Source organism: Salipiger marinus (genome assembly GCF_900100085.1).
In the GTDB taxonomy this organism is placed as follows: Bacteria; Pseudomonadota; Alphaproteobacteria; order Rhodobacterales; family Rhodobacteraceae; genus Salipiger; species Salipiger marinus.
The window spans coordinates 184,468-209,324 of the sequence record NZ_FNEJ01000010.1 but is presented as its reverse complement, the minus strand read 5'-3'; the positions used below and the strand labels follow the sequence as shown (position 1 = coordinate 209,324).

Annotated in this window: 25 protein-coding genes; 11 read left to right on the top strand and 14 right to left on the bottom strand. The window is 66.9% G+C overall.

Going from position 1 to position 24,857, the window contains the following annotated elements; all coding sequences use genetic code 11:
* Positions 1–2: 2 nt before the first annotated feature.
* Entirely contained in the window at positions 3–1,091 is a 1,089-nt protein-coding gene (locus BLR51_RS13475; RefSeq protein ID WP_089847768.1) for a bifunctional transcriptional activator/DNA repair enzyme AdaA, read from the bottom strand.
* Positions 1,092–1,243: 152 nt separating this feature from the next.
* On the opposite strand from BLR51_RS13475, the gene BLR51_RS13470 reads away from it, so the two are divergent.
* The gene (locus BLR51_RS13470) at positions 1,244–1,618 is read left to right on the top strand and encodes a rhodanese-like domain-containing protein (RefSeq protein WP_089847766.1); all 375 of its coding nucleotides are present in this window, start codon (positions 1,244–1,246) and stop codon (positions 1,616–1,618) included.
* A 42-nt stretch (positions 1,619–1,660) separates the two neighbouring features.
* Here BLR51_RS13470 and BLR51_RS13465 read toward each other — a convergent pair whose 3' ends face one another.
* Positions 1,661–3,061: an aspartate aminotransferase family protein gene (locus tag BLR51_RS13465; protein WP_089847764.1), complete on the bottom strand. Its 1,401-nt coding sequence runs from the start codon at positions 3,059–3,061 to the stop codon at positions 1,661–1,663.
* A gap of 70 nt (positions 3,062–3,131) precedes the next feature.
* On the bottom strand, positions 3,132–3,785 hold the full coding sequence (locus BLR51_RS13460) for a GntR family transcriptional regulator (RefSeq protein WP_242656729.1): 654 nt from the start codon (positions 3,783–3,785) through the stop codon (positions 3,132–3,134).
* Positions 3,786–3,940: 155 nt separating this feature from the next.
* Between BLR51_RS13460 and BLR51_RS13455 the strand changes: the two genes are divergently transcribed.
* From BLR51_RS13455 to BLR51_RS13435, 5 genes are read left to right on the top strand one after another with little or no spacing between them, the layout of a single operon-like run.
* Positions 3,941–5,026: a polyamine ABC transporter substrate-binding protein gene (locus BLR51_RS13455; protein ID WP_089847760.1), complete on the top strand. Its 1,086-nt coding sequence runs from the start codon at positions 3,941–3,943 to the stop codon at positions 5,024–5,026.
* Positions 5,027–5,084: 58 nt separating this feature from the next.
* Positions 5,085–6,206, top strand: coding sequence for an ABC transporter ATP-binding protein (locus BLR51_RS13450; RefSeq protein ID WP_089847758.1), 1,122 nt, complete (start codon positions 5,085–5,087; stop codon positions 6,204–6,206).
* 3 nt (positions 6,207–6,209) lie between these two features.
* A complete protein-coding gene (locus BLR51_RS13445; RefSeq protein ID WP_089847756.1) occupies positions 6,210–7,100 on the top strand; it encodes an ABC transporter permease subunit in 891 nt (296 codons plus the stop codon).
* On the top strand, positions 7,097–7,915 hold the full coding sequence (locus BLR51_RS13440; RefSeq protein ID WP_089847754.1) for an ABC transporter permease: 819 nt from the start codon (positions 7,097–7,099) through the stop codon (positions 7,913–7,915). Before BLR51_RS13445 ends, BLR51_RS13440 begins: the two co-directional genes overlap by 4 nt.
* 22 nt (positions 7,916–7,937) lie before the next feature.
* Positions 7,938–9,254: an NAD(P)/FAD-dependent oxidoreductase gene (locus BLR51_RS13435; RefSeq protein ID WP_089847752.1), complete on the top strand. Its 1,317-nt coding sequence runs from the start codon at positions 7,938–7,940 to the stop codon at positions 9,252–9,254.
* A gap of 176 nt (positions 9,255–9,430) precedes the next feature.
* On the opposite strand, the gene BLR51_RS13430 is transcribed toward BLR51_RS13435, so the two are convergent.
* The 4 genes from BLR51_RS13430 to BLR51_RS13415 form a co-directional block, all read right to left on the bottom strand.
* Positions 9,431–10,348, bottom strand: a complete 918-nt coding sequence (locus tag BLR51_RS13430) for a DMT family transporter (protein ID WP_089847750.1) — start codon at positions 10,346–10,348, stop codon at positions 9,431–9,433.
* A gap of 56 nt (positions 10,349–10,404) precedes the next feature.
* Complete coding sequence (locus BLR51_RS13425; RefSeq protein WP_089847748.1) at positions 10,405–10,797, bottom strand: hypothetical protein; 393 nt, start codon at positions 10,795–10,797, stop codon at positions 10,405–10,407.
* 12 nt (positions 10,798–10,809) lie between these two features.
* Complete coding sequence (locus BLR51_RS13420; protein WP_089847746.1) at positions 10,810–11,586, bottom strand: DUF6478 family protein; 777 nt, start codon at positions 11,584–11,586, stop codon at positions 10,810–10,812.
* 64 nt (positions 11,587–11,650) lie between these two features.
* Positions 11,651–12,250 carry a hypothetical protein gene (locus BLR51_RS13415; protein WP_089847744.1) on the bottom strand — a complete coding sequence of 200 codons (600 nt, stop codon included), beginning with the start codon at positions 12,248–12,250 and terminating at the stop codon, positions 11,651–11,653.
* A gap of 209 nt (positions 12,251–12,459) precedes the next feature.
* Here BLR51_RS13415 and BLR51_RS13410 point away from each other — a divergent pair, with 209 nt between their 5' ends.
* The 3 genes from BLR51_RS13410 (at position 12,460) to BLR51_RS13400 (ending at position 15,633) form a co-directional block, all read left to right on the top strand.
* Complete coding sequence (locus BLR51_RS13410) at positions 12,460–13,326, top strand: CPBP family intramembrane glutamic endopeptidase (protein WP_089847742.1); 867 nt, start codon at positions 12,460–12,462, stop codon at positions 13,324–13,326.
* 82 nt (positions 13,327–13,408) lie between these two features.
* A complete protein-coding gene (gene accD / locus BLR51_RS13405; RefSeq protein WP_089847740.1) occupies positions 13,409–14,359 on the top strand; it encodes an acetyl-CoA carboxylase, carboxyltransferase subunit beta in 951 nt (316 codons plus the stop codon).
* Between the two features lie 35 nt (positions 14,360–14,394).
* On the top strand, positions 14,395–15,633 hold the full coding sequence (locus tag BLR51_RS13400) for a bifunctional folylpolyglutamate synthase/dihydrofolate synthase (protein ID WP_089847833.1): 1,239 nt from the start codon (positions 14,395–14,397) through the stop codon (positions 15,631–15,633).
* 335 nt (positions 15,634–15,968) lie between these two features.
* On the opposite strand, the gene zapE is transcribed toward BLR51_RS13400, so the two are convergent.
* Positions 15,969–17,030, bottom strand: a complete 1,062-nt coding sequence (gene zapE, locus BLR51_RS13395; RefSeq protein WP_089847738.1) for a cell division protein ZapE — start codon at positions 17,028–17,030, stop codon at positions 15,969–15,971.
* Positions 17,031–17,167: 137 nt separating this feature from the next.
* On the opposite strand from zapE, the gene BLR51_RS13390 reads away from it, so the two are divergent.
* Positions 17,168–18,406, top strand: coding sequence for an MFS transporter (locus BLR51_RS13390; protein WP_089847736.1), 1,239 nt, complete (start codon positions 17,168–17,170; stop codon positions 18,404–18,406).
* A 93-nt stretch (positions 18,407–18,499) separates the two neighbouring features.
* On the opposite strand, the gene BLR51_RS13385 is transcribed toward BLR51_RS13390, so the two are convergent.
* From BLR51_RS13385 to BLR51_RS13365, 5 genes are read right to left on the bottom strand one after another with little or no spacing between them, the layout of a single operon-like run.
* The gene (locus tag BLR51_RS13385; protein WP_089847735.1) at positions 18,500–19,120 is read right to left on the bottom strand and encodes an HAD family hydrolase; all 621 of its coding nucleotides are present in this window, start codon (positions 19,118–19,120) and stop codon (positions 18,500–18,502) included.
* A 3-nt stretch (positions 19,121–19,123) separates the two neighbouring features.
* Complete coding sequence (locus tag BLR51_RS13380) at positions 19,124–19,570, bottom strand: YaiI/YqxD family protein (RefSeq protein WP_089847733.1); 447 nt, start codon at positions 19,568–19,570, stop codon at positions 19,124–19,126.
* Complete coding sequence (gene fghA / locus BLR51_RS13375) at positions 19,567–20,397, bottom strand: S-formylglutathione hydrolase (RefSeq protein ID WP_089847731.1); 831 nt, start codon at positions 20,395–20,397, stop codon at positions 19,567–19,569. Before fghA ends, BLR51_RS13380 begins: the two co-directional genes overlap by 4 nt.
* 54 nt (positions 20,398–20,451) lie before the next feature.
* The gene (locus BLR51_RS13370) at positions 20,452–21,378 is read right to left on the bottom strand and encodes an AEC family transporter (RefSeq protein WP_089847729.1); all 927 of its coding nucleotides are present in this window, start codon (positions 21,376–21,378) and stop codon (positions 20,452–20,454) included.
* A gap of 26 nt (positions 21,379–21,404) precedes the next feature.
* Positions 21,405–21,584: a zinc-finger domain-containing protein gene (locus BLR51_RS13365; RefSeq protein ID WP_089847727.1), complete on the bottom strand. Its 180-nt coding sequence runs from the start codon at positions 21,582–21,584 to the stop codon at positions 21,405–21,407.
* A 75-nt stretch (positions 21,585–21,659) separates the two neighbouring features.
* On the opposite strand from BLR51_RS13365, the gene BLR51_RS13360 reads away from it, so the two are divergent.
* Positions 21,660–22,586 (top strand): ABC transporter ATP-binding protein, encoded by a 927-nt coding sequence (locus BLR51_RS13360; RefSeq protein ID WP_089847725.1) that lies wholly within the window; start codon positions 21,660–21,662, stop codon positions 22,584–22,586.
* A gap of 71 nt (positions 22,587–22,657) precedes the next feature.
* Here BLR51_RS13360 and BLR51_RS13355 read toward each other — a convergent pair whose 3' ends face one another.
* Positions 22,658–24,817 carry an esterase-like activity of phytase family protein gene (locus BLR51_RS13355; protein WP_089847724.1) on the bottom strand — a complete coding sequence of 720 codons (2,160 nt, stop codon included), beginning with the start codon at positions 24,815–24,817 and terminating at the stop codon, positions 22,658–22,660.
* Between the last annotated feature and the right edge of the window lie 40 nt (positions 24,818–24,857).

The following is a 24,857-nucleotide window of genomic DNA, read 5'->3' as shown; positions in this document are numbered from 1 at the left end:
GCCTATGCCTGCGGGCGGTCCGGTGCAAGCCCCGGAGGCGGGCTGCGATAGCCGCGCTCGATCTCCAGCAGGCGCTGCTTGCGCCACAGCCCGCCGCCATAGCCGGTCAGCGCGCCATCGGCGCCGATCACCCGGTGGCAGGGGATGACCAGCGCGATCTGGTTGGCGCCATTGGCCTGCGCCACGGCGCGCACCGCCTGCGGACGGCCCAGATCCTGCGCCAGCGCGCCATAGCTGCGGGTCTGTCCGGGCGGGATGGCGCGCAGCGCCTGCCAGACCTGCCGGGTGAACGGCGTGCCATGCAGCGCCAGCGGCGTGTCGAACCGCGCCGAGCTGCCCGCAAAGAACCGCGCCAGTTCGGCGCGGATCTGGTCCGAAGGATCGAAGCGGCCCAGCCCGATCTCGCCGCCCGCCGCCTTGGCGAGCCGGGCCAGTTCGGCGGGCAGCGCCTTGCGGTCCATGAATTCCAGCAGATGCAGATGGCGCGCGTCGCAGACCGACAGCATGTCCCCCAAGGGCGTGGCGATCCAGTCGGCGCGCAGCAGCGCATCTTGGCGCAGACTGCCCGGCGCGCGGCCCAGCAACCGGGCAAAGGCCGCCCGGAACGCGCTGGCCGACTCGAACCCCGCCTCCAGCTGCGCCGCGATCACCGGGCCGCCGCTTGCCAGCGTGGTGAAGCCTTCGCGCAGCCGCCGGTGGCGGGCCATCTCCAGAAAGGTCATGCCGAACTGCCGCTTGAACACCCGCCGCACGGTAGAGGGATCAAGCCCCAGCGCAACCAGATCGGGTTCGCCCCAGCGGCGGGCCGGATCCTGGTCCAGCGCGGCCAGAAGCTGCTGGATCACCGGTTCGCCCGCCGCCATGGGCGCCAGCGGATGGCAGCGTTTACAGGGCCGGAACCCCGCCGCCAGACAGGCGGCCACACTGTCGTGAAAGCTGCAATTGGCCCGCAGCGGTTTGCGCGCGGGACAGGTCAGGCGGCAGAAGATGCCGGTGGAGGCGACACAGACCCAGACCTGCCCGTCATAGGCCGGATCGCGGTCCAGAAGCGCCTGATACAGCGTGTCGGAGGGGGGCATGGGGAACAGCATGGCGCCATCCTGCCACGGATCGGCGCGGCGTGGCGCCGGAAATCGGGCAGCGCTTGCGAAATTTCCGCGCTGCCGCCCCCCTTGCCAAGCGCAGCGGCGGGGCCAAGTCTCGGTCAAGGATTCGGAAAACCAGATATGACAGGAGACAGCGCATGAAAACCGAAGATGCAGGCAGCAGCGTTCTGGAAACATGGACCGTGGAGGAGGTGGCAGAGGCTTTTGACCGCAACGAGATCGTGCTGATCGATGTGCGCACGCCGCAGGAATACATGTTCGAACATGTCGAAGGCGCGCTGCTGATGCCGATGGCGTTTTTCCGCGCCGAAAAGCTGCCCGGCCAGAGCGACAAGCGCATCGTCTTCCATTGCGGATCGGGCGTGCGGTCGGAAAAGGTCGCCCGCGCCGCCATGGCCGCAGGCTGTGACCGGATCGCCCATATGGAAGGCGGGTTCGGCGCGTGGAAGGCGGCGAAAAAACCCTATATCGGCACCAACATGGCCACCGGTGCCCCGACGCCCATGGGCTAAGCCGGATCGCGCGCCCCGGACCCCCGGGGCGCGCGGAAGCCTTTAGCGGCGTCCGGCCTTCATCAGCCCCTGCGCCTTCAGTTCGGCATGGGCCTCGTCCAGCGCCGTCCATGCGCGGGAAATCAGGATGTCGATTTCCTCTTTGCTGATGACCAGCGGCGGCGAGATGATCATGCGGTCATAGACGTGACGCATGATGAGGTTGTTGGCGAAACAGCGTTCCCGCGTGATGTAGCCCGCCGTGCCTGCCTCGGCCTCGAAGGGCGCGCGGCTCGCCTTGTCCGGCGTCAGCGCCAGCGAGCCCATCATGCCGACAATGCGCGCCTCGCCCACCAGCGGATGCTCGGCCAGTGCTTCGAACTTCGTCTTGAGGTAAGGGCCGGTATCGTCGCGCACCCGCTCCACGATCTTTTCTTCCTGCAGGATGCGCAGGTTTTCCAGCGCCACGGCAGAGGCGACGGGATGGCCGGAATAGGTGTAACCGTGGTTGAATTCGGTCTTGGCGATCACGCCTGCCACCTCGTCCGACAGGATCGACCCGCCGATCGGCTGGTAGCCCGAGGACAGGCCCTTGGCGATGGTCATGATGTCGGGGCGGATGCCCACGGTTTCCGATCCGAACCACGCGCCGGTGCGCCCGAAGCCGCAGATCACCTCGTCCGCGATCAGCAGGATGCCGTATTTGTCGACGATGCGCTGCACCTCGGGCCAGTAGGTCGAGGGCGGAATGATCACGCCGCCTGCGCCCTGAATCGGCTCCGCGATAAAGGCGGCGACGCGGTGCGGGCCGATCTCCTCGATCGCCGCTTCCAGCTGCCGCGCGCGTTCCAGCCCGAATTCCTCGGGGGTCATGTCGCCGCCTTCGTTATACCAGTGCGGCTGGTCGATATGGTGAATGCCGGGAATCGGCATCCCGCCCTGCGCGTGCATGCCCTTCATGCCGCCAAGGCTGCCCGACCCGACCGAGGAGCCGTGATAGCCGTTCCAGCGGGAAATGATCACGTCGCGCTGCGGTTCGCCCTTTTCCTGCCAGTAGGTGCGCACCAGCCGCAGGTTGGTGTCATTGGCCTCTGACCCCGAAGAGGCAAAGAACACGGTGTTCAGATCGCCCGGCGCCAGTTCCGCGATCTTGGCGGCAAGCTGGATCACCGGCACATGGGTCGTCTGGAAGAAGGTGTTGTAATAGGGCAGTTCCAGCATCTGGCGCTGCGCCACATCGGCCAGTTCGCGGCGGCCATAGCCCACATTCACGCACCAGAGCCCGGCCATGCCGTCAAGGATGCGCTCCCCCTCGCTGTCGGTCAGCCAGCAGCCTTCGGCGCGGGTGATGACCCGGGCGCCCTTGCGCGCCAGATCCTGCGCGGTGGTGAAAGGGTGCATGTGATGCGCGGCGTCCAGCGCCTGCAGTTCGGATGTCGGGGAATTGACGGAGACAAGCGTCATGTCGGCCACCTTTCAGGGAGGAGATATGTTGGCGCCGATAATATGATCAAATTATCTGAGGTCAATCGAATCAGATCAGCCCCTCCCGGATCTGGGTCATGCCCTGCACCACGTCCCCTTCCATGGCGCGGGCGGCGGCATCGGGGTCGGCCTCGGCCAGCGCCTCCAGCAGATCCTTGTGGCGATCCGGCAGGTTGCGGGTGCCGAACTGGCCGCAGACCACGCGCAACGACGGCCCGAAACGCAGCCACAGCCCGTCGACCAGCTCGGTCAGGATCGGCGCCTGCGCCAGCGCGTTCAACTCGGCGTGAAAGCGGTGATTCTCCTCCAGATAGCCGCGCACGTCGCCCCGGGCGATGGCCCGGTCCAGCCGCGCGTCGGTCGCGCGCAGCAGCGCCACCTCCGCCGCTCCGCAATGCTGCGCCGCGCGCCGCGCCAGCTGCGGTTCCAGCGCCACGCGGGCCACGGTCAGCTGGTCCACCGCCGCCGCATCCAGCACTGGCACCACGATCCGCCGGTTGCCGCGAAAGGCCAGCGCGCCCTCGGCGATCAGACGGCGCAGCGCCTCGCGCACCGGGGTCATGCCCGCCTGCAGCTCGTCGACCAGCCCCTGAATGGTCACCGCCTGCCCCGGCTCCAGTTCGCCAAACAGCACCATCTCGCGCAGGCGGCGATATACCACCTCATGCGCAGGCGGTCCCGCGCCCTCTGCCCTAACATTCATCGCCTGCCTCCAGATTGACCAATGGCCGCTCAGCCTCATCTTGCACGCTGCACCGGCCCGTGAAAACATCACCACAGTTGCCAAACGGGGCAGCGTTTGATCAAATTCACAAGCCACGGGGCGGCTATAGACCCCAACACCGACGGGAGCAAAGTATGAAGACACCCCTTCTGAGTTTCACCGCCACACTGGCGCTGCTCGCCACTGCGGCGCAGGCCCAAGAGGTCCGCGTCTACAACTGGTCGGACTATATCGACGAATCGCTGCTGGAGAAATTCGAGTCCGAAACCGGAATCGACCTGATCTATGACGTGTTCGACAGCAACGAGGTTCTGGAAACCAAGATGCTGGCCGGGTCTTCCGGATATGACGTGGTTGTGCCGACCGGCAGCTTCCTGCAGCGTCAGATCATGGCAGGAGCCTTCCAGAAGCTCGACAAGTCGAAGCTGCCCAATCTGGAAAACATGTGGGACGTGATCGAAGAGCGCACCGCGCAATACGACCCCGATAACGAATATTCCGTCAATTACATGTGGGGCACCACCGGGATCGGCGTGAATGTGAACAAGGTCAAGGAAGTGCTGGGCGAAGACGCGCCCATCGACAGCCTCGATCTGATCTTCGATCCGGCGAACATGGAAAAGCTGGCCGCCTGCGGAGTTTATTTCCTTGATGCGCCGGTCGAGGTGATTCCCGCCGTGCTGAAATACATCGGTGAGGATCCCGATTCCAAGGATCCCGAAGTCATCGCCAAGACCGAACCGGTGCTGATGGCAGTGCGGCCCTATATCTCCAAGTTCCACTCCTCGGAATATATCAACGCGCTGGCCAATGGCGACATCTGCGTGGCCTTCGGCTGGTCGGGTGACGTGCTGCAGGCCCGCGACCGCGCCGCCGAGGCCGACAATGGCGTCGAGGTGGCCTATAACGCGCCCAAGGAAGGCGCGCTGATGTGGTTCGACCAGATGGCGATTCCGGTGGATGCGCCCAATCCCGATGCGGCCCATACCTTCCTGAACTTCATCATGGATCCGGAAAACATGGCCGCCGCGTCCAACTACGTCTACTATGCCAATGGCAACGAGGCGTCGCAGGAATTCCTGAACGAGGACGTGATCGAAGACACGGCGATCTATCCCGACGCGGAGACGCTGGAGAACCTTTATACCTTCACGCCCTATGACCAGCGTCTGAACCGCGATGTGACGCGGCTCTGGACCAAGGTGAAATCGGGCGCCTGAGCCCGCCCTCCGGCCCGCGCCCTTCGGGACGCGGGCCTTTTCAGCACAGGATACCTGCATGGCTCAGACCGTTTTCGCCCCCTGGACCGATCCGGACCAGAAACCCATCATCGAATTCCGCAATGTCACGAAGACATTCGGAGAGTTCACCGCGATTCACGACCTGTCGCTGAACATCTACGAGCGGGAGTTTTTTGCGCTGCTGGGGCCGTCGGGCTGCGGCAAGACCACGATGATGCGGATGCTCGCCGGGTTCGAGACCATCAGTTCCGGCCATATCTTCCTGTCGGGGCAGGACATCGGGGCCATTCCGCCCAACAAGCGCCCGGTCAACATGATGTTCCAGAGCTATGCGCTGTTTCCGCATCTGTCGGTCTGGGAAAACATCGCCTTCGGGCTGAAACGGGAATCGCGCGACCGCGACCAGATCGCCGCGCGGGTCGAGGAAATGCTGCGCCTCACCCGGCTGACCAAATTTGCCAAACGCAAGCCGCACCAGATCTCGGGCGGGCAGCGGCAGCGCGTGGCGCTGGCCCGCAGTCTGGCCAAGGCGCCGAAGCTGCTCCTGCTGGACGAACCGCTGGGCGCGCTGGACCGCAAGCTGCGCGAGGAAACGCAGTTCGAACTGATGGACATTCAGGAAAAGACCGGCACCACCTTCGTGATCGTCACCCACGATCAGGAAGAGGCGATGACCGTCGCCTCCCGCATCGCGGTGATGGACGAGGGCCATCTGGTGCAGGTCGCCACCCCCGCCGAAATCTACGAGGCCCCGAACAGCGTCTATGTCGCGGATTTTATCGGCGACGTGAACATCCTGCAGGGCCGTGCCACGCCGCAGGGCGACGGCGTGTCGATCGACTGGGCCGAAGGCCAGCCGCCGATCCGCGCCGCCACCGACACGACGTTCAGCCCCGGTCAGGCCTGCCATTTTGCCGTGCGCCCCGAAAAGGTGACCATCGACGTGGAGCGGCCCGACCGCCCCAACACCTTCCGCGGCAAGGTCATCGACATCGCCTATCTGGGCAACATCTCCACCTATCACGTCGAACTGGCGGGCGGGCACCGGATGAAGGCGCAGATGGTCAATGCCCGCCGTCTGGCCAACCGCCAGATCACATGGGAGGACGAGGTCTGGGTCGGGTTCACCGACACCGCCGGCGTCGTGCTGGAGGAATAGCCGATGCGCCGCTTCGTTCTCATCGCCGTTCCCTATCTGTGGCTTCTGGCGCTGTTCCTTGTCCCCTTCCTGATCGTGCTCAAGATCTCGCTGTCGGATGTGGCGCTGGCCCGGCCCCCCTACATGCCGCAGCTCGACCTGACGCAGGGACTGGACGGCCTGCTTACCTTCTTCTCGGACCTGGATTTCGAGAATTTCGTCTTTCTCAGCACCGACTCGCTCTACTGGCAGGCCTATCTCAGCTCGCTGCAGATCGCGGTGGTCTCCACCCTGCTGACGCTCTGCGTGGGCTACCCCATCGCCTATGGCATGGCGCGGGCGCCGCGCGAATGGCGGCCCACCCTGCTGATGCTGGTGATCCTGCCGTTCTGGACCTCGTTCCTGATCCGGGTCTATTCGTGGATGGGGATCCTGTCGACCGAAGGCGTGCTCAATCAGGTCCTGCTGTTTCTGGGCGTCATCGACACGCCGCTGCAGATCATGAACACCAAGACCGCCGTCTATATCGGCATCGTCTACACCTACCTGCCCTTCATGATCCTGCCGATCTATTCCGCGCTGGAAAAGCTGGATGAATCGCTGCTGGAAGCGGCCGAGGATCTGGGCTGTTCCCGGATGGAGGCGTTCTGGCTGATCACTTGGCCGCTGTCGCGCAACGGCATCATCGCGGGCTGCTTTCTGGTCTTCATCCCCGCCATCGGCGAATTCGTCATCCCCTCGCTTCTGGGCGGGTCGGACACGCTGATGATCGGCAAGGTGCTGTGGGAGGAATTCTTCTCCAACCGCGACTGGCCGGTGGCCTCGGCGGTGGCGGTGATCCTGCTGCTGATCCTCATCATTCCCATCGTGCTGTTCCAGCGCAACGAGCAAAAACAGCGGGAGGCCGAGGGATGAGACGCTTTTCCTGGTTCAACACCACCTCTCTGACCCTGGGCTTTGCCTTTCTCTACCTGCCCATGATCCTGCTGGTGGTCTACAGCTTCAACGAAAGCCGTCTGGTCACGGTCTGGGCGGGCTTCTCCACCAAATGGTATGGCGAACTGCTGCGCGATCAGGCCTTTCTGGACGCGGCATGGGTGACGGTGAAGGTGGCGGTGTTCTCCTCCACCCTCGCCACGGTGCTGGGCACCATGGCGGCCTATGTGCTGGTGCGCGCGGGGCGGTTTTCCGGGCGCACGCTGTTTTCCGGCATGATCTACGCGCCGCTCGTCATGCCGGAGGTGATCACCGGCCTGTCGCTGCTGCTGCTCTTCATCGGGCTCAACATCGACCGGGGCGTGTTCACCATCGTGCTGGCCCATACCACCTTCGCCATGTGCTACGTCTCGGTGGTGGTGTCCTCGCGGCTCACCTCCTTCGACCGCTCGCTGGAAGAGGCGGCGCTGGATCTGGGCTGCTCCGCGTTCGAGGCGTTCCGGCTGGTCACCCTGCCGATCATCGCGCCTGCGGTGATCTCGGGCTGGCTGCTGGCCTTCACCCTGTCGCTGGACGATCTGGTCATCGCCAGCTTCACCACCGGCCCCTCGGCGACCACCCTGCCCATCAAGATCTTCTCCGCCGTGCGTCTGGGGGTCAGCCCGCAGATCAACGCGCTGTCCACCCTGATGATCGCCGTGGTCACGGTGGGGGTGGTGGCCGCCTCGATCATCACCAAACGCGCCGCCGTGTCGCAGGCCCGCGACGAACAGGCGGCCATCCGGGCGGAATAACCAGAAAGACCATCGGGCAAACATGAAACGCATCTACGAAGCCGCGGCCTACGGGCCGCAGGGCGCCTGTTTCTGGGCGGACACCGTGCCGCCCGGCAGCTGGCCCGGCCTGCCCGGCTCCCGCCAGACCGAAGTCGCCGTGATCGGCGGCGGCTTCACCGGGCTTTCCGCAGCGCTGCATCTGGCGCAGGCGGGCGTGCAGGTCACCCTGCTGGAGGCGGATCACCCCGGCTATGGCGCCTCGGGGCGCAATGGCGGCTTCTGCTGTCTGGGCGGCGCCAAGGCCCCGGCCTCCGTCCTGCGCAAGCGCTTCGGCGAAGACGGGCTGCGCGAGTGGCGGGCCTGCGAGAAGGCCGCGATCGACACGGTCGCGGATCTGCTGCAGACCCATGCGATCGACGCCGACACCCATTCCGAGGGCGAAACCCTGCTCGCCCACAGCCCCCGCGCCTGGCAGAAGCTGCAGGCCGAGGCGCAGGAGATCCCCGCGCTTTACGGTGTCACGCCGCAGCTCACCGGCGCCGCCGATCTGGCCGCCGAAGGTCTGGCCGGGCCGTTTCACGGCGCGCTGACCGTGCCCTTGGGCTTCGCGCTCAACCCGCGCAAATATCACGCGGGCCTCGCCCGGGCCGCGCAGCAGGCGGGGGCCACGCTTCACGCCCATAGCCCCGTCACCCGGCTGCGCCCCATCGCGGGCCGCTGGCAGCTCGACACCGCCGCAGGCAGCGTGACGGCGGACCGGGTTCTGCTTGCCACCAACGGCTATTCCTCCGAGGATCTGCCCGACTGGCTCGCCGCCCGCTACCTGCCGGTGCAGTCCAGCGTCATCGTCACCGCCCCGCTGACCGAGGCGCAGCGGCAGGCGCAGGGCTGGACCTCGCGCCAGATGGCCTATGACACCCGGCAGCTGCTGCACTACTTCCGCCTGCTGCCCGACAACCGCTTCCTCTTCGGGATGCGCGGCGGGCTCACCGCCACGCCGCGCGCGCAGGCCGCGATCTCGCGCCGCATCCGCCGCGAATTCACCGCCATGTTCCCGGCATGGCGGGACGTGCAGATCACCCATGAATGGGCGGGGCTGGTCTGCCTGATGGCCAATCTCACCCCCTATGCCGGGCCGGTGCCGGGCCATCCCGGCCTCTTCGCGGGCATGGGCTATCACGGCAATGGCGTCGCCATGGGCAGCCATGTCGGCAGGCTGATGGCGGAGATGATCCGCGGCGCGCCGCCCCCGCTGCCCGCAGCGCTCCGCACCCCGCCCGCGCGCTTTCCGCTGGGCCGCCTGCGCCGCGCCCTGCTGGCGCCCGCCTATGTCACGGCAGCCCTCTTCGATCTCTGAGGCTTCATCTTGCCCCTAAACTCCGGGGGAGTCTGCGCGCCAGCGCAGACGGGGGCAGAGCCCCCTTTCATGACATATGTCTGCCTGTGGCAGGCGGGGGCAGAGCCCCCTTCCATGACGCTATGTCTGCCTGTGGCAGACGGGGGGCAGCGCCCTCCTCGACCGCGCCGCAGGGATCAGCCCTGCGGGGTCATCCCCTGCCGGGCCTTGAACGATTTCACCCCCAGCGCATGTTCGCGCAGGATGATGGCGACACCCGAGGCGATGACCACCGCCGATCCCACCAGCATCCACACCGTCGGCACGTCGGAAAACACCACATAGCCGATCAGGATCGCCACAAGGATCGACGCATAGTCGAAAGGCGCCAGCAGCGCCGCCTCGCCATGGCGGTAGCCTGCGGTCAGGCAGATCTGCGCCACCCCGCCGATCAGCCCCGACCCCACCAGCAGCGCCAGATCCGCAGGCCCCGGCATCACCCAGCCAAAGGGGATGGTCAGCAGCGACAGCAGCGTCGCGGTCAGCGAGAAATAGAACACGATGGCGGCGGTCTGTTCGGTCGCCACCATGCGGCGGATATGGATCTGCACCAGCGCCCGCAGCACCGCCGAGGCCATCATGAAGATCACCCCCCACAGCACCGCCCGGTTCACGTCCGACACGGTCAGCAGCGGCCACATCACGATGACCACGCCCACCAGCCCCATCAGAACCGCGCTCATGCGGAAAATCCGCACCTTTTCCCCCAGCAGCACGGCGGCAAAGATCACCGTCAGCAGCGGCCCGGCATAGCTCAGCGCCGTGACCTCGGGCAGCGGCAGCAGGCCAAGTGCGGCAAAGTTGAACCCCATGGCGCCCGCGCCCACGATGCCGCGCAGGAAATGCGCCGACACGCTTTTTACCCGCAGCCCGCTCGACAGCTCGCGCCGCCACAGGATCCAGACAAGGATCACCGGCATGGCAAAGAAAGAGCGGAAAAACACCGTCTGCCCGGTGGGCACCTCGTCCGAGGCGGCCTTGATCAGCGCCGACATCACGACAAACAGCACGACAGAGGCAAGTTTCAGCGCAATGCCGAGCAGGGGCGAGGGCATAAGAACTCCGGATGAGGCGACCGGCTCAGCTTGGACGCTGGCAGCGGGAAGGTCAATCAACCTGACCGGGTTTTACCGCTGTCCAGACAGTGCTGACGGAATGCCCGCTTGAGCAGGTCAAGCTCGGCCCGCAGCAGCGAGATCTCGGCGCGCAGGTCATCGTCCAGCGCCTCGCCCGCGATCAGGGCAAAGCTGTCCAGCCGCGCGCCGCTTTCCGCGTCGCGGATCACGAAGGTGCGGACCCCGTCCCCCACCGCCTCCACCGGCACCGGCACGTCCAGCGCCCAGCATCCCGGATCGGCGGTTTCGGTCAGGGTCACGCCGCGCAGCGGCACCTCCTCCAGCGTCACCACCACCTCGGGGGCGGAGATGCCGCGCGGCTCCCCCACCAGAAGCCCCTGCCAGATCCCGTCGCGAAAGCGCGTCTTGGTCAGCGTGTAAGCGCTCATCCCGTCTCTCCGTCACAGCTCCGCCCGGGGGCGGCGGCAAAAGGTCAGATCGCGCAGGATCACCTGAGACATCTCCGGCCCCTCGAAGATCAGGTCCAGCCACAGGTGATCGACGCGCTTCTCGTTCAGCCGGGCATAGGCCAGATCGAATTCGACCCGCGCCCTGTCGCCCTGCAGGGGCAGTTCGCGCACGATCTGTTCGGTATTGGGACCGTGGCGGATGTTGAGCCGGGCGAGGATCTCCACCGGGCGCTCCATCTCCACCAGCGCTTCGACCCGCAGCAGATGCCGCCGCTTCAGCCCCTGCGCCGCCGCCTCGGGCAGATCAACGGCCAGCGACAGATAGGATCCCTCGAACCGGAACACCTCCAGCTTCAGGCCGCAGGCGGCAAGATCGGCATCCCGCGTGTTGCGGATCTGGCGCAGGACGATGTCGGCGCGCGGACAGTCGTGAAACAGCACCGTCCCTTCCGCCAGCCGTGCCGGAGAGCGGGCCGGGCACAGGCCCTGCACCGGCAGCGGCCCGCACCACGGATCCGGGCGCCATGCCCAGTCGGCATCCTGCGGGCGCGGAAAGGCCTGTGATCCGATCAGCGGCAGCGCCAGCCGCGCCTCGGCCACCTGCAGCAACCGGTCCAGCCGGGTTTTCAGCCGCCGGGCGGCGGCCCGCTGGCGGCGCAGGCGCGGCAGATCCGTCTCTGGCGCGGCCTCGGCGGCGCGACCCCAGCGCCGCAGCGCCACGGCGGTCATCACCCGATCCAGCCATCCGTCCCTGCTGCCTGCCGCCATGCCCTGTGGCTCCTCGCCTCTGCGCCCGCGCGCTGTCCTGTCGTCCCGGCCCGCCGGGGCCGGGTCAGTTCCCGGCGTCCGCCTCAGCCGGGGCGGCGCTGGCCGCGGCCATCCGGTCCTGCATCTGCAGCAGCATCTCGGCTCCGGCCTCCTCGGCCAGCGGGCTGCCCTCTGGCGCATATAGCGCCAGCGCCACAAGGCGCGATCCCTGCCGGTACACCGCCCGCCAGTAGCGCGGATCGCCCGCCTCCAGCACCGCATCGCCGCCGCTCGCCAGATGGGCCAGCGCCACGCCGTCCTGTTCCCTGCCGCCGATCAGCCGCTGGCCCGCCTGCGCCGCCATCACCGCCGGGCTGGGCAGGGCCGCTGTCGCCTGTCGTGGTCCAACCGTCACCGTCATCACGGCAGGCTCCACCATCGGGCCGGTCTCACCATCGCTGAGAATGCGGCAGGAGGCGACCACGGCAAAGTTGCGTCCGGGCCGCCGCGCCAGTGTCACCGGATCCACGCAATAGCCTTCGGGGCCAATCGCCACCACATCGCCCGACACCAGCGCCGCCCGCGCCAGCGGCGCCGACCCGGCGCTGCCTCCGGCCACCGGGGCCACACAGCCCGACAGAACACCCGCGACGGCATATGCCGCAAAGCTCAGCCCATGGCGCATGACGCCTGTCCCCCCGCCCTGTATCTGCTCCCGTATCGGGATAGCGAAGCCCTTGACGTGGCACAAGAAAGAATACCCCCCAGCCGGGGCGGAGTTGACATCCCGGTGCATTCGCGCCCTTCTGGCCCGTATGGGGCGGACATTTCCGGCATGCCAGCAGGCGCCGCAGCCTTCCCCCCGGGACATGTTTTCATCAGATCGCAGGGCATATGAGCTACCGGTCCTTCACCCTCCTGACCGCTGCCGCACGCCGCCCCGAGATCTGGCGGCTGGCGCTGGGGCTGCTGCTGGCGATCGTGGTGACCTTTGGTCTGGCGCAGGTGCTGCTGGGTCTGCTGCTGCCCTTGGCGGGCAAGGACAGCCTGACTGTCGACGACTCGCCGCTTGGCCTTCTGGTGCTGCTGCTCTCCATGGGGGCCATGGCGGCGGGGGCGGCGGTCAGCGCGCGGCTTCTGCACGGGCGCCCCTTCCTCAGCCTGATCGGCCCGCCCGGGCTGGCGCTTCGGCAGGGCCTGCGGGTGGCCGTGGCGCTGGCCCTGCTCAGCGCCGTCATCGTGCTGCTGCCGCCATGGCCGCTGTCGGCGGATCTGCAGCCGGGCCTGCCGCCCGTGACGTGGCTGGCGCTGCTGCCGCTGACGCTGCTGGCGCTTCTGGTGCAGACCGGCAGCGAAGAAATCCTGTTCCGCGGCTATCTGCAAAGCCAGCTTGCCGCGCGCCTGCCTTGGCCTGCGGTCTGGCTGGTGCTGCCTTCGGCGCTTTTTGCACTGGGTCACCACGCGCCCGCCATCTATGGCGCCAATGCCGGGCTGGTCACGCTCTGGGCCTTTGTCTTCGGGCTGGCCATGGCCGACCTGACGGCGCGCAGCGGCACGCTGGGGCCGGCCATCGCCTTTCATTTCGTCAACAACTTCATGGCGATAGGCCTGATCGCCCCGCAGGGCGACATGGCCGGGCTCGCGCTGTATCTCTGGCCCTTCGACACCGATGACACCAGCGCCATGCGCGCCATGCTGCTGCCGGATCTGATGACTCTGGGGCTGGGCTGGCTGGCCGCGCGGCTGGCCTTGCGGGTCTGAGCCTGCGCGCGCGATTGCATTTCCCCCGACCGCGGCTTAAGTCACCCGCAATCAAAGCCGCTCCGGGTAAGGGCCGCAACGCATGAACTGGATCACCAACTACGTCCGTCCGCGGATCAACTCGATCTTCTCGCGCCGCGAGATGCCAGAGAACCTGTGGACGAAATGTGACGCTTGCGGAACGATGCTGTTCCACCGCGAACTGACGGACAACCTTGGCGTCTGCACCAATTGCGGACACCATATGCACATCACGCCGCGCGCACGCTTCACCGCGCTGTTCGATGGCGGCATCTTCTCGGAAATCGACGTGCCGGAGCCGCTGGCCGATCCGCTGCATTTCCGCGACCAGAAGAAATACCCCGACCGGATGCGCACGGCGCAGAAAACCACCGGTGAAAAAGAAGCGATGCTGGTCGCCGCCGGGGAAATCGGACGCACCCCCATCATTGCCGCCGCGCAGGATTTTTCCTTCATGGGCGGGTCGATGGGCATGTATGTCGGCAATGCCATCATCAAGGCCGCCGAACAGGCGGTGAAATCGAAGCGCCCGCTGGTGCTGTTCTCCGCCGCCGGGGGCGCGCGGATGCAGGAGGGCATCCTGTCGCTGATGCAGATGCCGCGCACCACCGTGGCCGTGCAGATGCTGCGCGAGGCGGGGCTGCCCTATGTCGTGGTGCTGACCCATCCCACCACCGGCGGCGTCACCGCATCTTATGCCATGCTGGGCGATGTCCAGATCGCGGAGCCCGGCGCGCTGATCTGTTTCGCCGGGCCGCGCGTCATCGAACAGACCATCCGTGAAAAGCTGCCCGAAGGCTTCCAGCGCGCCGAATACCTGCTGGAACATGGCATGCTGGACCGGGTGACCGACCGCCGCCGCCTGCGCGCCGAACTGGTGACGATCCTGCGCATGCTGATGGGCATGCCGCCGCCCGTCGCGGGCGACCTGCCCTCCCCCGAGTCGGAGGCTGCGGCAGAAGCGGTGCCCGCCCCTGCCGCCGCTCCCGCAAAGAAGAAGCCCGCCAAGTGAGCACTGCTGCCGGTTCGGATGTCCTCCTTGACCGGATGATGTCGCTGCATCCCAAGATCATCGACCTGACGCTGGACCGGGTGTGGCGCCTGCTGGCGGCGCTGGACCATCCCGAACGCGACCTGCCGCCGGTCATCCATCTGGCGGGGACCAACGGCAAGGGCAGCACGCAGGCGATGATCCGCGCCGGGCTGGAGGCGGCAGGCCAGAGCGTGCATGCCTATACCTCGCCGCATCTGGTGCGCTTTCACGAACGCATCCGCGTGGCCGGGGATCTGATCGACGAATCCGCGCTGAGCGCCGCGCTGGATGAATGCTGGCACGCCAATGGCGGCGACCAGATCACCTATTTCGAGATCACCACCTGCGCCGCCTTTCTGGCCTTCGCGCGCACCCGCGCCGATGTCACGCTGCTGGAAACCGGGCTTGGCGGGCGGCTGGATGCAACGAATGTGGTGGAGACGCCGGCGCTGACCATCCTCACCCCCATCTCCTATGACCATCAGCAGTATCTGGGCGAGACCCTGACCGAGATCGCGGGCGAAAAGGCCGGGATCCTGAAACGCGGCGTGCCCTGCATCGTCGGCCCGCAGGATGGCGAAGCGCTGGAGGCGATCGAGGCGCGCGCCGCCCGTCTGGGTGCCCCGCTGCTGGCCTATGGCCAGCACTGGCATGTCTGGGAAGAACGCGGGCGGCTGGTCTATCAGGATGAAACCGGGCTGCTGGATCTGCCGCTGCCCAACCTGCCCGGCCCGCATCAGATCGCCAATGCCGGGGCGGCGCTCGCCGCGCTGCGCCATCTGGGCCATGACGAAGCCGCCTGCGAGGCGGCGGTGACCCGCGCCGACTGGCCCGCCCGGATGCAGCGCCTGCGCCGGGGCCCGCTGGCCAAGGCCGCGCCCGAGGCGGAACTGTGGCTGGATGGCGGGCACAACCCCGCCGCCGGAGAGGCGCTGGCCGATCTGCTGGAACACATGCCGCGCAGGCCCACCCACCTGATCTGCGGCATGCTCAACACCAAGGACGTGTCCGGCTACCTGCGCCCGCTGGCGCGGGTGGTGGACAGCCTGACCGCCGTGTCGATCCCCGACGCGCCCGCCACGCTTTCTGCCGACCAGACCGCCGAGGCGGGCAGCGCCGTGGGTCTGGCCAGCAGCACCGCCCCCGATGTGTCCAGCGCGCTGGACACCATCATCGCGCGTGATCCTGCCGCGCGGGTGCTGATCTGCGGCTCGCTTTACCTTGCCGGGACCGTGCTGCGCGACAACGGCTGAAGGCCCGCGCCGCTAGTGCTGGTGATTCGCGCAATCCCGCCTGCCTCAGCTCGTGCCAGTAACTATATGTTGACTGATTCGCTGCGTCTCGCATAAGGTCAGCCCAAGGCCACGCGCAGATTGCACACCCGCTCGCGGCACCATCGGGGCAGATCACTCAGAAAAACAACACCCGCGTCCGGACGCCGTCCGCGCGCATCTGTCCCGCACCGACAGAGTCCGGTCGCAGTGATGCGGAACCGGACACAGGATCAGGCAGAAGACCCAAAATCGAGCCACCTTGGAGGGCCCCTCGCGGGGCCCTTCCTTCTGTCAGCGCCCGCGCGGCGACAGGATCAGCCCGGCTCGCCCCAGCGCGCATCCTGCATTTCGCGCAGGCGGCTGGCGGTGCGTTCGAATTCAAACGCGCCGGTGCCTTCGACATACAGGCTTTCGGGCTCGTCCACGGCGCTGATGATGACCTTCACCTTCGCCTCGTACAGCGCGTCGACCAGCGTCACGAACCGCTTTGCCTCGTTGAAATTGCTGCGGCCCAGCCGGGGGATGTTCTCGATCACCAGCATCCGCACCGCCTCGGCCAGCGCCAGATAATCGGCAGGCCCCAGCGGCTGGCCGCAGAGATCGTAGAACGACGCGCGCGCGATGCCGTTGGAATAGCGCGGCAGTTCCACCCGGCGGCCCTTGACGGTCAGCACCAGCGGCTCCTCGCGGCCTTGGGTCAGCTCCGTCCACAGCGCATCGATCTTCGCGCGCGAGGCATCGTTCACCGGCGTGAAATAGACCTGCGCGCCCTTCAGACGGTCCTGCCGGTGATCCCGGTCAGAGGCCAGTTCGCGCACCACCAGCCGCTCCTTGATCAGCGCGATGAAGGGCAGGAACAGCTGCCGGTTCAGCCCGTCCTTGTAAAGATCGTCCGGCACCCGGTTCGAGGTGGTGACCACGACCGTTCCCGCATCGAACAGCTGCTGGAACAGCCGCCCCACCAGCATCGCATCGGCGATGTCGGTGATCTGCATCTCGTCAAAGGCCAGCACCTTGACCGCGTCGCTGACGCGGCGGGCCATGGGGATCACCGGATCCTCCACGCCCTCGCCGCGCAGGCGGTGCAGATCAGCCTGCATTTCCTGCATGAAGGCATGGAAATGCACCCGGCGCACCGGCACGGACAGGCTGTCGACAAACAGATCCATCAGCATGGATTTGCCGCGCCCCACCCCGCCCCAAAGGTACAGCCCCTTCGGCGGTTCGGGCGCACGGCGGAACAGCCCGCGCTTCACCGGCTTTGCCAGTTCGGCGCGGATGCGCTCCAGCTCGGGCAGGGTGTCTTCCTGCGCGGGGTCTCGCGTCAGGCGGCCCTCGGCCACCCTTGCGTCGTAAAGGTCGGTCAGCGTGGTCATGTCCGCGCCATAGCGCGGCCCGGCGGCTTTGTGTAGAGCCCGCGCGCATCACGGAAGATGATCCCCGTCATCACCAAATCGGGATTGACCCCGTGACATCGCCCCGTAAGGCTGGCGCGCGAGCAGGAGTTCCCCGCATGACCAAACCCTCCATCTTCACGCCCGTCCTCGTGACCGGCTGTGTCATCATCCTGATTTCCTTCGCCGTGCGCGCCAGCTTCGGGGTGTTCCAGATCCCCATCGCCGAGGAATTCGGCTGGCCGCGCGCCGAGTTCAGCCTTGCCATCGCCATCCAGAACCTTGCCTGGGGCATCGGGCAGCCGCTGTTCGGGGCGCTGGCGGAACGCATCGGCGACCGCAAGGCCATCGTCATGGGGGCGCTGCTGTATGCACTGGGACTGGTGCTGTCGAGCTTTGCCGCCGATCCGTTCTCGATGCAGGCCTATGAGGTGCTGGTGGGCTTCGGCGTGGCAGGCACCGGCTTTGGCGTGATCCTTGCCGTGGTGGGCCGCGCCTCGTCCGAGGAGAACCGGTCCATGTCGCTGGCCATCGCCACGGCGGCGGGCAGCGCCGGGCAGGTCTTCGGCGCCCCGGTGGCCGAGGCCCTGCTGGGCATCATGCCGTGGCAGTCGGTGTTTCTGGTCTTTGCCGTGGCGATCCTTGCCATGCTGCTGGCGCTGCCGATGATGCGCGCGCCCGCCCCGGCCAGCCGGGCGGAGCTGGAAGAAAGCATGGGCACCATCCTGACCCGCGCCTTCCGCGATCCGTCCTTTGCGCTGATCTTTCTGGGCTTCTTCTCCTGCGGCTACCAGCTTGCCTTCGTCACCGCGCATTTCCCCGCCTTTGTCGAGGAAATGTGCGGCCCCATCGATCCGGGCGGGATGCTGCATGCCGTGGGCATCACCACCACCTCGGCGCTTGGCGCGTGGTCCATCGCGCTGATCGGGGTGGCGAATGTGGCGGGCACGCTGATGGCGGGCTGGGCGGGCAAACGCTGGCAGCGCAAATACCTGCTGGCGGGCATCTACACCGCGCGGACCATCGTGGCGGGCACCTTCATCCTGATGCCGATCACCCCCACCTCGGTGATCCTGTTCTCGCTGCTGATGGGCTCGCTGTGGCTCGCCACCGTGCCGCTGACCTCGGGGCTGGTCGCGCATCTTTACGGGCTGCGCTACATGGGCACGCTTTATGGCGTGGTGTTCTTCAGCCACCAGCTGGGCGGGTTCCTTGGCGTGTGGCTGGGCGGGCGGATGTATGACATCTACGGCAATTACACGCTGGTCTGGTGGATCGGCGTCGGCGTCGGCGCGCTGAGCGCCATCGTTCACCTGCCGATCCGGGAAAACCGCACGCCGGTGCCGCAACCCGCCTGAGCGACAGGCGGCGCGGCCTTGGCCGCGCCCGCCAGCGTGACAGAGGCGGCGCGGCTCAGGCCGCGCCCGCCAGCGTGACAGAGGCGGCGCGGCTCAGGCCGCGTCGCGGGCGGGCAGCAGCCCGTGACCGATCAGGCAGTCCTCCCACCCCTCCGGACCCCGGAACGGATGCACCTGCCAGCCGCGCGCGGCGGCGGTGGCGATGTTGTCGTCGCGGTCATCGGTGAACAGCAGGCTTTCCGGCGGCAGGCCGCAGTCACGCTCCACCTGCTCGAAAATCTCGTGCCCCGGCTTGATGAACTTCATATGGCCCGACACATAGCGGCGGTCGAATTCGGTCAGGAAGGGATAGGCCGGTTCGGCCAGATCAAAGGTGCCGATGCCGAAATTGGTCAGCGCAAAAACCGGCACGCCCCGCGCCCGCAGGCGCCGCAGCAGCGCCACCGATCCGGGGATTTCCGGGGTTGCCAGTTCCAGCCAGTTGTCGTGCCAGTGGCGGATATGCTCCGCCCAGTCCGGATAAAGCTCGGCGGTGGCATAGACCACCTCGCGGAAATCCTCGCCTTGGTCGATGCGGTCGTTCATCGCGTGCAGATCCACCTCGGCGAACAGCGCGCGGCGGCGCTCCTCCCCCAGCACCCGGTCGAAATACCGCTCCGGCGCCCATTCGATCAGCACGTTGCCGATGTCGAAAACCACAGCTCTGATGGACATGCCCTAGCCTTTTGCTGCGCGGATCTCGCGTTCCAGTGCATCCAGAAACCGCGACCGGTCCGCCTTGGTAAAGCCCTTGCCGCTGCCCGCGCGGAACGGGTCCGCCGCGCGCAGGTCCGCCATCAGATCGCGCATGGCAAGCTGCGCGCCGATATTGCCCTGATCCAGCCGGGACCCGTCGGGCCGCAGCACCCGCGCGCCGCCTTCGACGCAGCGCGCGGCCAGCGGGATGTCATTGGTCACCACCACATCGCCCGCGCCCGCCCGGTCGGCGATCCACTTGTCGGCCTCGTCCGGCCCGGCGGAGACGGTGACCATCTGCACCAGCGGGTTGCGCGAGGGGCGCAGCCCGCCATTCGACACCAGCACCATGGTCCAGCCGTGACGGGTGGCCACACGTTCGGCCTCGTCCTTCACCGGGCAGGCATCGGCGTCGATATACAGCGTCACGCCCGCAGCGCCTCGGCGTGGAAGTCGATGTGATCGCGCATGAAGGAGGCCACGAAGAAATAGCTGTGGTCATAGCCCGCCTGCATGCGGAAGGTCGCAGGCTGGCGCCGCGCCGCGATGGCATGGGCCAGCGCCTCGGGCTTCAGCAGATCCAGAAACTGGTCCTGCGCGCCCTGATCCACCAGCAGCGGCCCGGCAAAGCCGCGTTCCGTCATCAGCAGCGTGGAATCATGGGCCTCCCATGCGGCGCTGTCCTCGCCCAGATAGGCGCCAAGCTGCTTGCGGCCCCAGTCGCTCTGCGTCGGGTTGGCGATGGGGGCAAAGGCCGAGACCGAGCGGAAGCGGTCCGGCAGGGTCAGCGCCAGCGTCAGCGCGCCATGCCCGCCCATGGAATGGCCGGTGATGCTTTGCCGGTCCATGTCCAGCGGGAATTCGGCGGCCAGCAGCGCGGGCAGGTCCGTGGCGATGTAATCCCACATGCGGAAATGCGGCGCCCAGGGATCCTGCGTGGCGTTGACGTAAAAGCCCGCGCCCTGCCCCAGATCATAGGCTTCATCATCGGCCACGCCCGGCCCGCGCGGCGAGGTGTCGGGGAACACCACCGCCACGCCTGCCGCGGCGGCCCAAGCCTGCGCCCCGGCCTTGGTCATGGCGTTGTCATGGGTGCAGGTCAGGCCCGACAGATACCACAGCAGCGGCACCTTGCCCGTCTGCGCCTGCGGCGGCAGATACAGGCCAAAGGTCATGTCACAGGCGCAGGACTCCGACCTGTGGGTATAGACGCCCTGCACGCCCCCGAAGCTGCGGTTTTCCGATTTGGTCAACATGGCCGATCCTCCGTTTGCGGACATGGCTACCGCGCCGCGCCCGCAGCGGCAAGCCTAGGGCGCCACCCATGCGATCACCGCGCTGACCGTCAGGATGCTGGCCGCCGTCGAGATCAGGATGGAGGCCGACACCCGCTGCGGCGCGATGCCGTAATGCTGCGCAAGGATGAAGATGTTGCCCGCCACCGGCAGCGACGCGGCAGAGACCACCACCGCCGCCTGAAAGCCGCTGACCGGGATCAGCCAGAACGCCGCCAGCGCCACGAAGGCGGGATGCAGCACCAGCTTGCAGAAGCTGAGCCAGCCCGCCACCTCCAGCCGTTCCGCGCTTTTGGTGGCAAGCGACGCGCCAATGGCAAAAAGCGCGCCGGGGGTCGCGGCATTGCCCAGCAGGGTCAGGAAGTCATTGGCGACCGCAGGCAGGGTCAGCCCGCTGGCCGACACCGCCAGCCCCGCCAGAACCGAGACGATCATGGGGTTCTTGACCAGCCCCAGCGCCACGGTGCGCAGCGTGCCGGGCGACAGCTGCCCGTCGCGCGACCCGGTGACAAGGATCACCAGCAGCGAAGAGAACACGATGAGGTCGATGGACAGCACGAGGATGATCGGCGCCACCGCCGCCTGCCCCAGCAGCACCGCCAGCATCGGCACGCCCAGAAAGCCGGTATTGCCGATGGCGGCGCATTGCGCCTCGATCGCGGTGGTGGCCACATCCTGCCGCCGCCACAGCCCGGCGGCGGTGGCAATGGCATAGACCGCCGCCGTGCCGGTCAGATAGGCCAGCGCCAGCTGCGGGTCGAAGATCTCGGCGATGGACAGGTTCGCGGAGAAGCGGAACAGCATCGCCGACAGCGCGAAGTAAAAGACAAAGCGCGTCAGCGCCGCACTGGCCGCCTCTGAAAAGAACCGCATCCGGGCCGCGCCATAGCCCAGCCCGATCACCGCAAAAAACGGCAGGGTTTTCAGAAGGACGGCAAGCACCGCTCCGGCTCAGGGCTGCCGGAGGGTCAGACCTTGCCCTCGAAATCGCGGTGGACGTATTTCGCGTCGCAATAGGGGCATTCCACGAAGCCCGTCTGCTGCGGGATGGTCAGCCAGACCCTTGGATGGCCAAGCGCGCCCTCGCCGCCATCGCAGGCGATGCGGTGGCTGTCGACGATTTTGGTCTCGGGTGCCTCGGTGGCCATTGGTCCGGTTCCCTTTTTGCTGTCGGTGCACTACCTGCGTTATGAGACAAGTGGCAGACAGGAGCAAGGCTCGGCATGACGCAGGATGCGATCCGGATCGAGGGTCTGCGCAAGACCTATGCAGGCGGAAAACAGGCGCTGAAGGGCATCGACCTTGCCGTGCCCGAAGGGTCGATCTTTGGCCTGCTGGGGCCCAATGGCGCGGGAAAATCGACGCTGATCAACATTCTGGCCGGGCTGGTGCTGAAAACGGCGGGCAAGGTCACGATCTGGGGCTGGGATCAGGACCGCAACCCGCGCCAGTCCCGCGCCGCCATCGGGGTCATGCCGCAGGAGCTGAACCTTGACCCGTTCTTCCCGCCGCGCGCCGCGCTGGAGGTGCAGGCGGGGCTGTATGGCGTGCCGAAAAAGGACCGGCGCACCGAAGAGATCCTCGAGATGATCGGGCTGTCCGACAAGGCCGAAGCCTATGCCCGCACCCTGTCGGGGGGCATGCGGCGCAGGCTTCTGCTGGGCAAGGCGCTGGTCCACCAGCCGCATATCCTTGTGCTGGACGAACCCACCGCCGGGGTGGACATCGAACTGCGGCAGATGCTGTGGCGCAACGTGCGCCGTCTCAATCAGGAGACGGGCATGACCATCATCCTGACGACGCATTACCTCGAAGAGGCCGAACAGATGTGCGACGAGATCGCCATCATCAACCATGGCGAGGTGGTGGCGCGCGACAGCACCGCCAACCTGCTGGGCCAGCTTGACGCCAAGACCATGGTGATCACGCCCGAAAGTGATCCCGTCACCCTGCCGCAGGGCCCCGGCATCACCGCCGAACGGCGCGAGGGCGGGCTGATCGCGCTCAGCTACCGGGCGCGGGAAACCTCTGCCGAACAGGTGCTGCAGCTGATCCACACGCAGGGCATCCGGCTGCGCGACGTGCGCACCGAACAGGCGGATCTGGAGGATGTGTTTCTGGAACTGACCCGCAGCACCCCCGCCGCCTGATCCGCCCTTCCCCGGAACGGCAAACGCCGCGCGGTTCCCCGCGCGGCGTTCCTGTCTGTATCAGGTCCGGATCAGTCCTGCGTGAAGCTCCAGAGGAACGTCTCGCCCGAGCTGTCATCGGTGCCGTCATTGTCGGTGGACACCCAGAAGGTGCCGTCTGCGGTGATGGCCAGACCTTCGACCTTGTCGACCACATAGCCGCCCCAGCCTTTCAGGTCGGGGATCAGGTCGCGCACTTCGGTCTTGGTCACCACGGGCAGTTCGCTGCCGGGAGCGGCGGGCACCATTTCAGCGGCGGGCACGCTGTAGATCTTCTTGATCTTGGCGGCATCGCCGATCTGGTTGTCGCGTTCCACGACATAGACCTGATCGCCATGGGCGACGATGTCCGACAGACCGACCCAGCCGGTTTCCGCAGTGGCGATGGGGTAATGCACGGCGCCCCATTCTTCGGACTCGAGGTTGTAGGAGATCAGCTTGACATGGCCCGCCGGGTCATTGCCCCATTCGCGCTGCACGGCCATCCACAGCGTGCCGTCCAGCAGGGTGATGCCTTCGAAGCCGAACCGCTTCTGACCTTCCAGCAGCGCCTCGGGCAGGCCGATCTCTTTCTCGATCTCGCCCTCGGCATTCACGTGATAGATGGCATGCGGCACCAGCTTGGCCGCATCGCCTTCGGAGGCGATCCAGAAACCGCCTTCGCCATCGGTGGTGATGCCTTCCATGTCCAGCTTCTGCGCCGGATGGCCGCCCCGGGTCACCGGCAGCGCCTTGGTGATGCGCGCGGGCTGTTCCGACACGTCGATGGTGAAGATGGTGGGCTGATAGGCAAAGAAGCTGTCATTGACGGCGTAAAGCATGCCGTCCTCGCCCGCGACCATGCCGGAATTGGCGCCCCAGCCGATCAGCTCGTCCGCGCCTTCGGAGGTGACGGTCGGATAGGCCGGCGCGCCGTCCTGCAGTTCGTAGATCATGACATGGGCGCGCACGCCGCCGTCTTCCACCAGATCCACCTCGTTGGCGGTGGCGACCAGCCCCCGCTCCGGGATGGCGATGGCGCCTTCCGGGGAAATGCCAGAGGGCAGCATCTGCTTCAGCACCGGCGCTGCGGGATCGGTCATGTCATAGACCCCGACCACCGAGGCGCGTTCCGCCAGCAGGAACATGTAAGGCACGCCGTCAAAGGTGCCCAGTTCCATGCCTTCGGGTTCCACGCCCTTGGCATCCGACCGCTTGTCCGGATAGTGGCCGACCATGGCCACGGCATGTTCGAACGATGCGCCGGATTCGTGAACCAGCGTGCCGTCTTTCTTGAACACGGTGAAGCCGCGCGCGCCGCCATCCATGTCGCCTTCATTGGCGATGACCAGCGTGTCGCTGTCGATCCACTGCACCGCGTCGGGCTCGCGCGGGCGGGCGTCCTGACTGTCGGTGAAGGTGATCGCGCCGCGCTCGTCGGTGGTGTCGATCTCTGTCAGATCCACCGCCCCGGCGGAGAAATGGCTCTGCACCTCGCCGGCCTTGTTCAGCACGACGATGTGGTTGTTTTCCTGCAGCGTGACGACGATCTCGCCCGCCTCGTTCACGTCGACGAATTCGGGCTCGGGATCTTCGGGCGCCACCTCGGCAAGGCCGGTCACATCCGCCTTCACCAGACTGTCGCAGACCGCCAGACCGTCGACCACGTCAAGGATCGCCACATAGCCTGCGGGCATCTGCGGCACGCGGCCATCGCCCGCGTCCTCGTCCCGCTCGTTTTCGATGGCCACGGCGACAAAGCTGCCATCCTTGGCCAGAGCCGAGGAATCGGGCTGGCCGCCCAGATCGCATTCCTGCGCGATCTCGCCGGAGACCGCATCCAGCACCACCAGCTTGCCCGAGGGGTTGGTGAAGCTTTCCGAGGTGTTCACGCCGACAAAGGCATGGTTGCCCAGCACGGTGACCGAGGTCGGCTCGCCGTCCACCGCCACATTGCCAAGCGGCTTGGGCGCTGCGGGGTCACTGATGTCGATGCGGCCGACCACGCCCAGCGGGCTGTCGGTATAGACCAGCACCATGCCATCTTCGGTGGCAGAGATGATCTCGGCGGAGCTGGTGCGCGCCTTGTCCTCGCCTTCGGCCATGTTCAGCGGCGTGGCGAAGCTGGCAATGCGGTTGAAGCTGGTATCGGCCAGCGCGGCCCCGGCGGAAAGCGCCAGAACCGACGTCAGGCACAGCGTGCGGATGGGCATGGAACGGATCCCCCTGTGTTGTCCGGTTCCTGCCATGCGC

Bases quoted from the DNA above. Each gene is read 5' to 3' on its own strand.
- BLR51_RS13420 (WP_089847746.1), bottom strand. From the start codon at position 11,586: ATGGCGGCAGGCAGCAGGGACGGATGGCTGGATCGGGTGATGACCGCC.
- BLR51_RS13460 (WP_242656729.1), bottom strand. From the start codon at position 3,785: ATGAATGTTAGGGCAGAGGGCGCGGGACCGCCTGCGCATGAGGTGGTA.
- BLR51_RS13445 (WP_089847756.1), top strand. From the start codon at position 6,210: ATGCGCCGCTTCGTTCTCATCGCCGTTCCCTATCTGTGGCTTCTGGCG.
- BLR51_RS13410 (WP_089847742.1), top strand. From the start codon at position 12,460: ATGAGCTACCGGTCCTTCACCCTCCTGACCGCTGCCGCACGCCGCCCC.
- zapE (WP_089847738.1), bottom strand. From the start codon at position 17,030: ATGACCACGCTGACCGACCTTTACGACGCAAGGGTGGCCGAGGGCCGC.
- BLR51_RS13440 (WP_089847754.1), top strand. From the start codon at position 7,097: ATGAGACGCTTTTCCTGGTTCAACACCACCTCTCTGACCCTGGGCTTT.
- BLR51_RS13360 (WP_089847725.1), top strand. From the start codon at position 21,660: ATGACGCAGGATGCGATCCGGATCGAGGGTCTGCGCAAGACCTATGCA.
- BLR51_RS13465 (WP_089847764.1), bottom strand. From the start codon at position 3,061: ATGACGCTTGTCTCCGTCAATTCCCCGACATCCGAACTGCAGGCGCTG.
- BLR51_RS13355 (WP_089847724.1), bottom strand. From the start codon at position 24,817: ATGCCCATCCGCACGCTGTGCCTGACGTCGGTTCTGGCGCTTTCCGCC.
- BLR51_RS13385 (WP_089847735.1), bottom strand. From the start codon at position 19,120: ATGTCCATCAGAGCTGTGGTTTTCGACATCGGCAACGTGCTGATCGAA.
- BLR51_RS13450 (WP_089847758.1), top strand. From the start codon at position 5,085: ATGGCTCAGACCGTTTTCGCCCCCTGGACCGATCCGGACCAGAAACCC.
- BLR51_RS13455 (WP_089847760.1), top strand. From the start codon at position 3,941: ATGAAGACACCCCTTCTGAGTTTCACCGCCACACTGGCGCTGCTCGCC.
- fghA (WP_089847731.1), bottom strand. From the start codon at position 20,397: ATGTTGACCAAATCGGAAAACCGCAGCTTCGGGGGCGTGCAGGGCGTC.
- accD (WP_089847740.1), top strand. From the start codon at position 13,409: ATGAACTGGATCACCAACTACGTCCGTCCGCGGATCAACTCGATCTTC.
- BLR51_RS13415 (WP_089847744.1), bottom strand. From the start codon at position 12,250: ATGCGCCATGGGCTGAGCTTTGCGGCATATGCCGTCGCGGGTGTTCTG.
- BLR51_RS13365 (WP_089847727.1), bottom strand. From the start codon at position 21,584: ATGGCCACCGAGGCACCCGAGACCAAAATCGTCGACAGCCACCGCATC.
- BLR51_RS13475 (WP_089847768.1), bottom strand. From the start codon at position 1,091: ATGCTGTTCCCCATGCCCCCCTCCGACACGCTGTATCAGGCGCTTCTG.
- BLR51_RS13430 (WP_089847750.1), bottom strand. From the start codon at position 10,348: ATGCCCTCGCCCCTGCTCGGCATTGCGCTGAAACTTGCCTCTGTCGTG.
- BLR51_RS13435 (WP_089847752.1), top strand. From the start codon at position 7,938: ATGAAACGCATCTACGAAGCCGCGGCCTACGGGCCGCAGGGCGCCTGT.
- BLR51_RS13470 (WP_089847766.1), top strand. From the start codon at position 1,244: ATGAAAACCGAAGATGCAGGCAGCAGCGTTCTGGAAACATGGACCGTG.
- BLR51_RS13390 (WP_089847736.1), top strand. From the start codon at position 17,168: ATGACCAAACCCTCCATCTTCACGCCCGTCCTCGTGACCGGCTGTGTC.
- BLR51_RS13425 (WP_089847748.1), bottom strand. From the start codon at position 10,797: ATGAGCGCTTACACGCTGACCAAGACGCGCTTTCGCGACGGGATCTGG.
- BLR51_RS13400 (WP_089847833.1), top strand. From the start codon at position 14,395: ATGATGTCGCTGCATCCCAAGATCATCGACCTGACGCTGGACCGGGTG.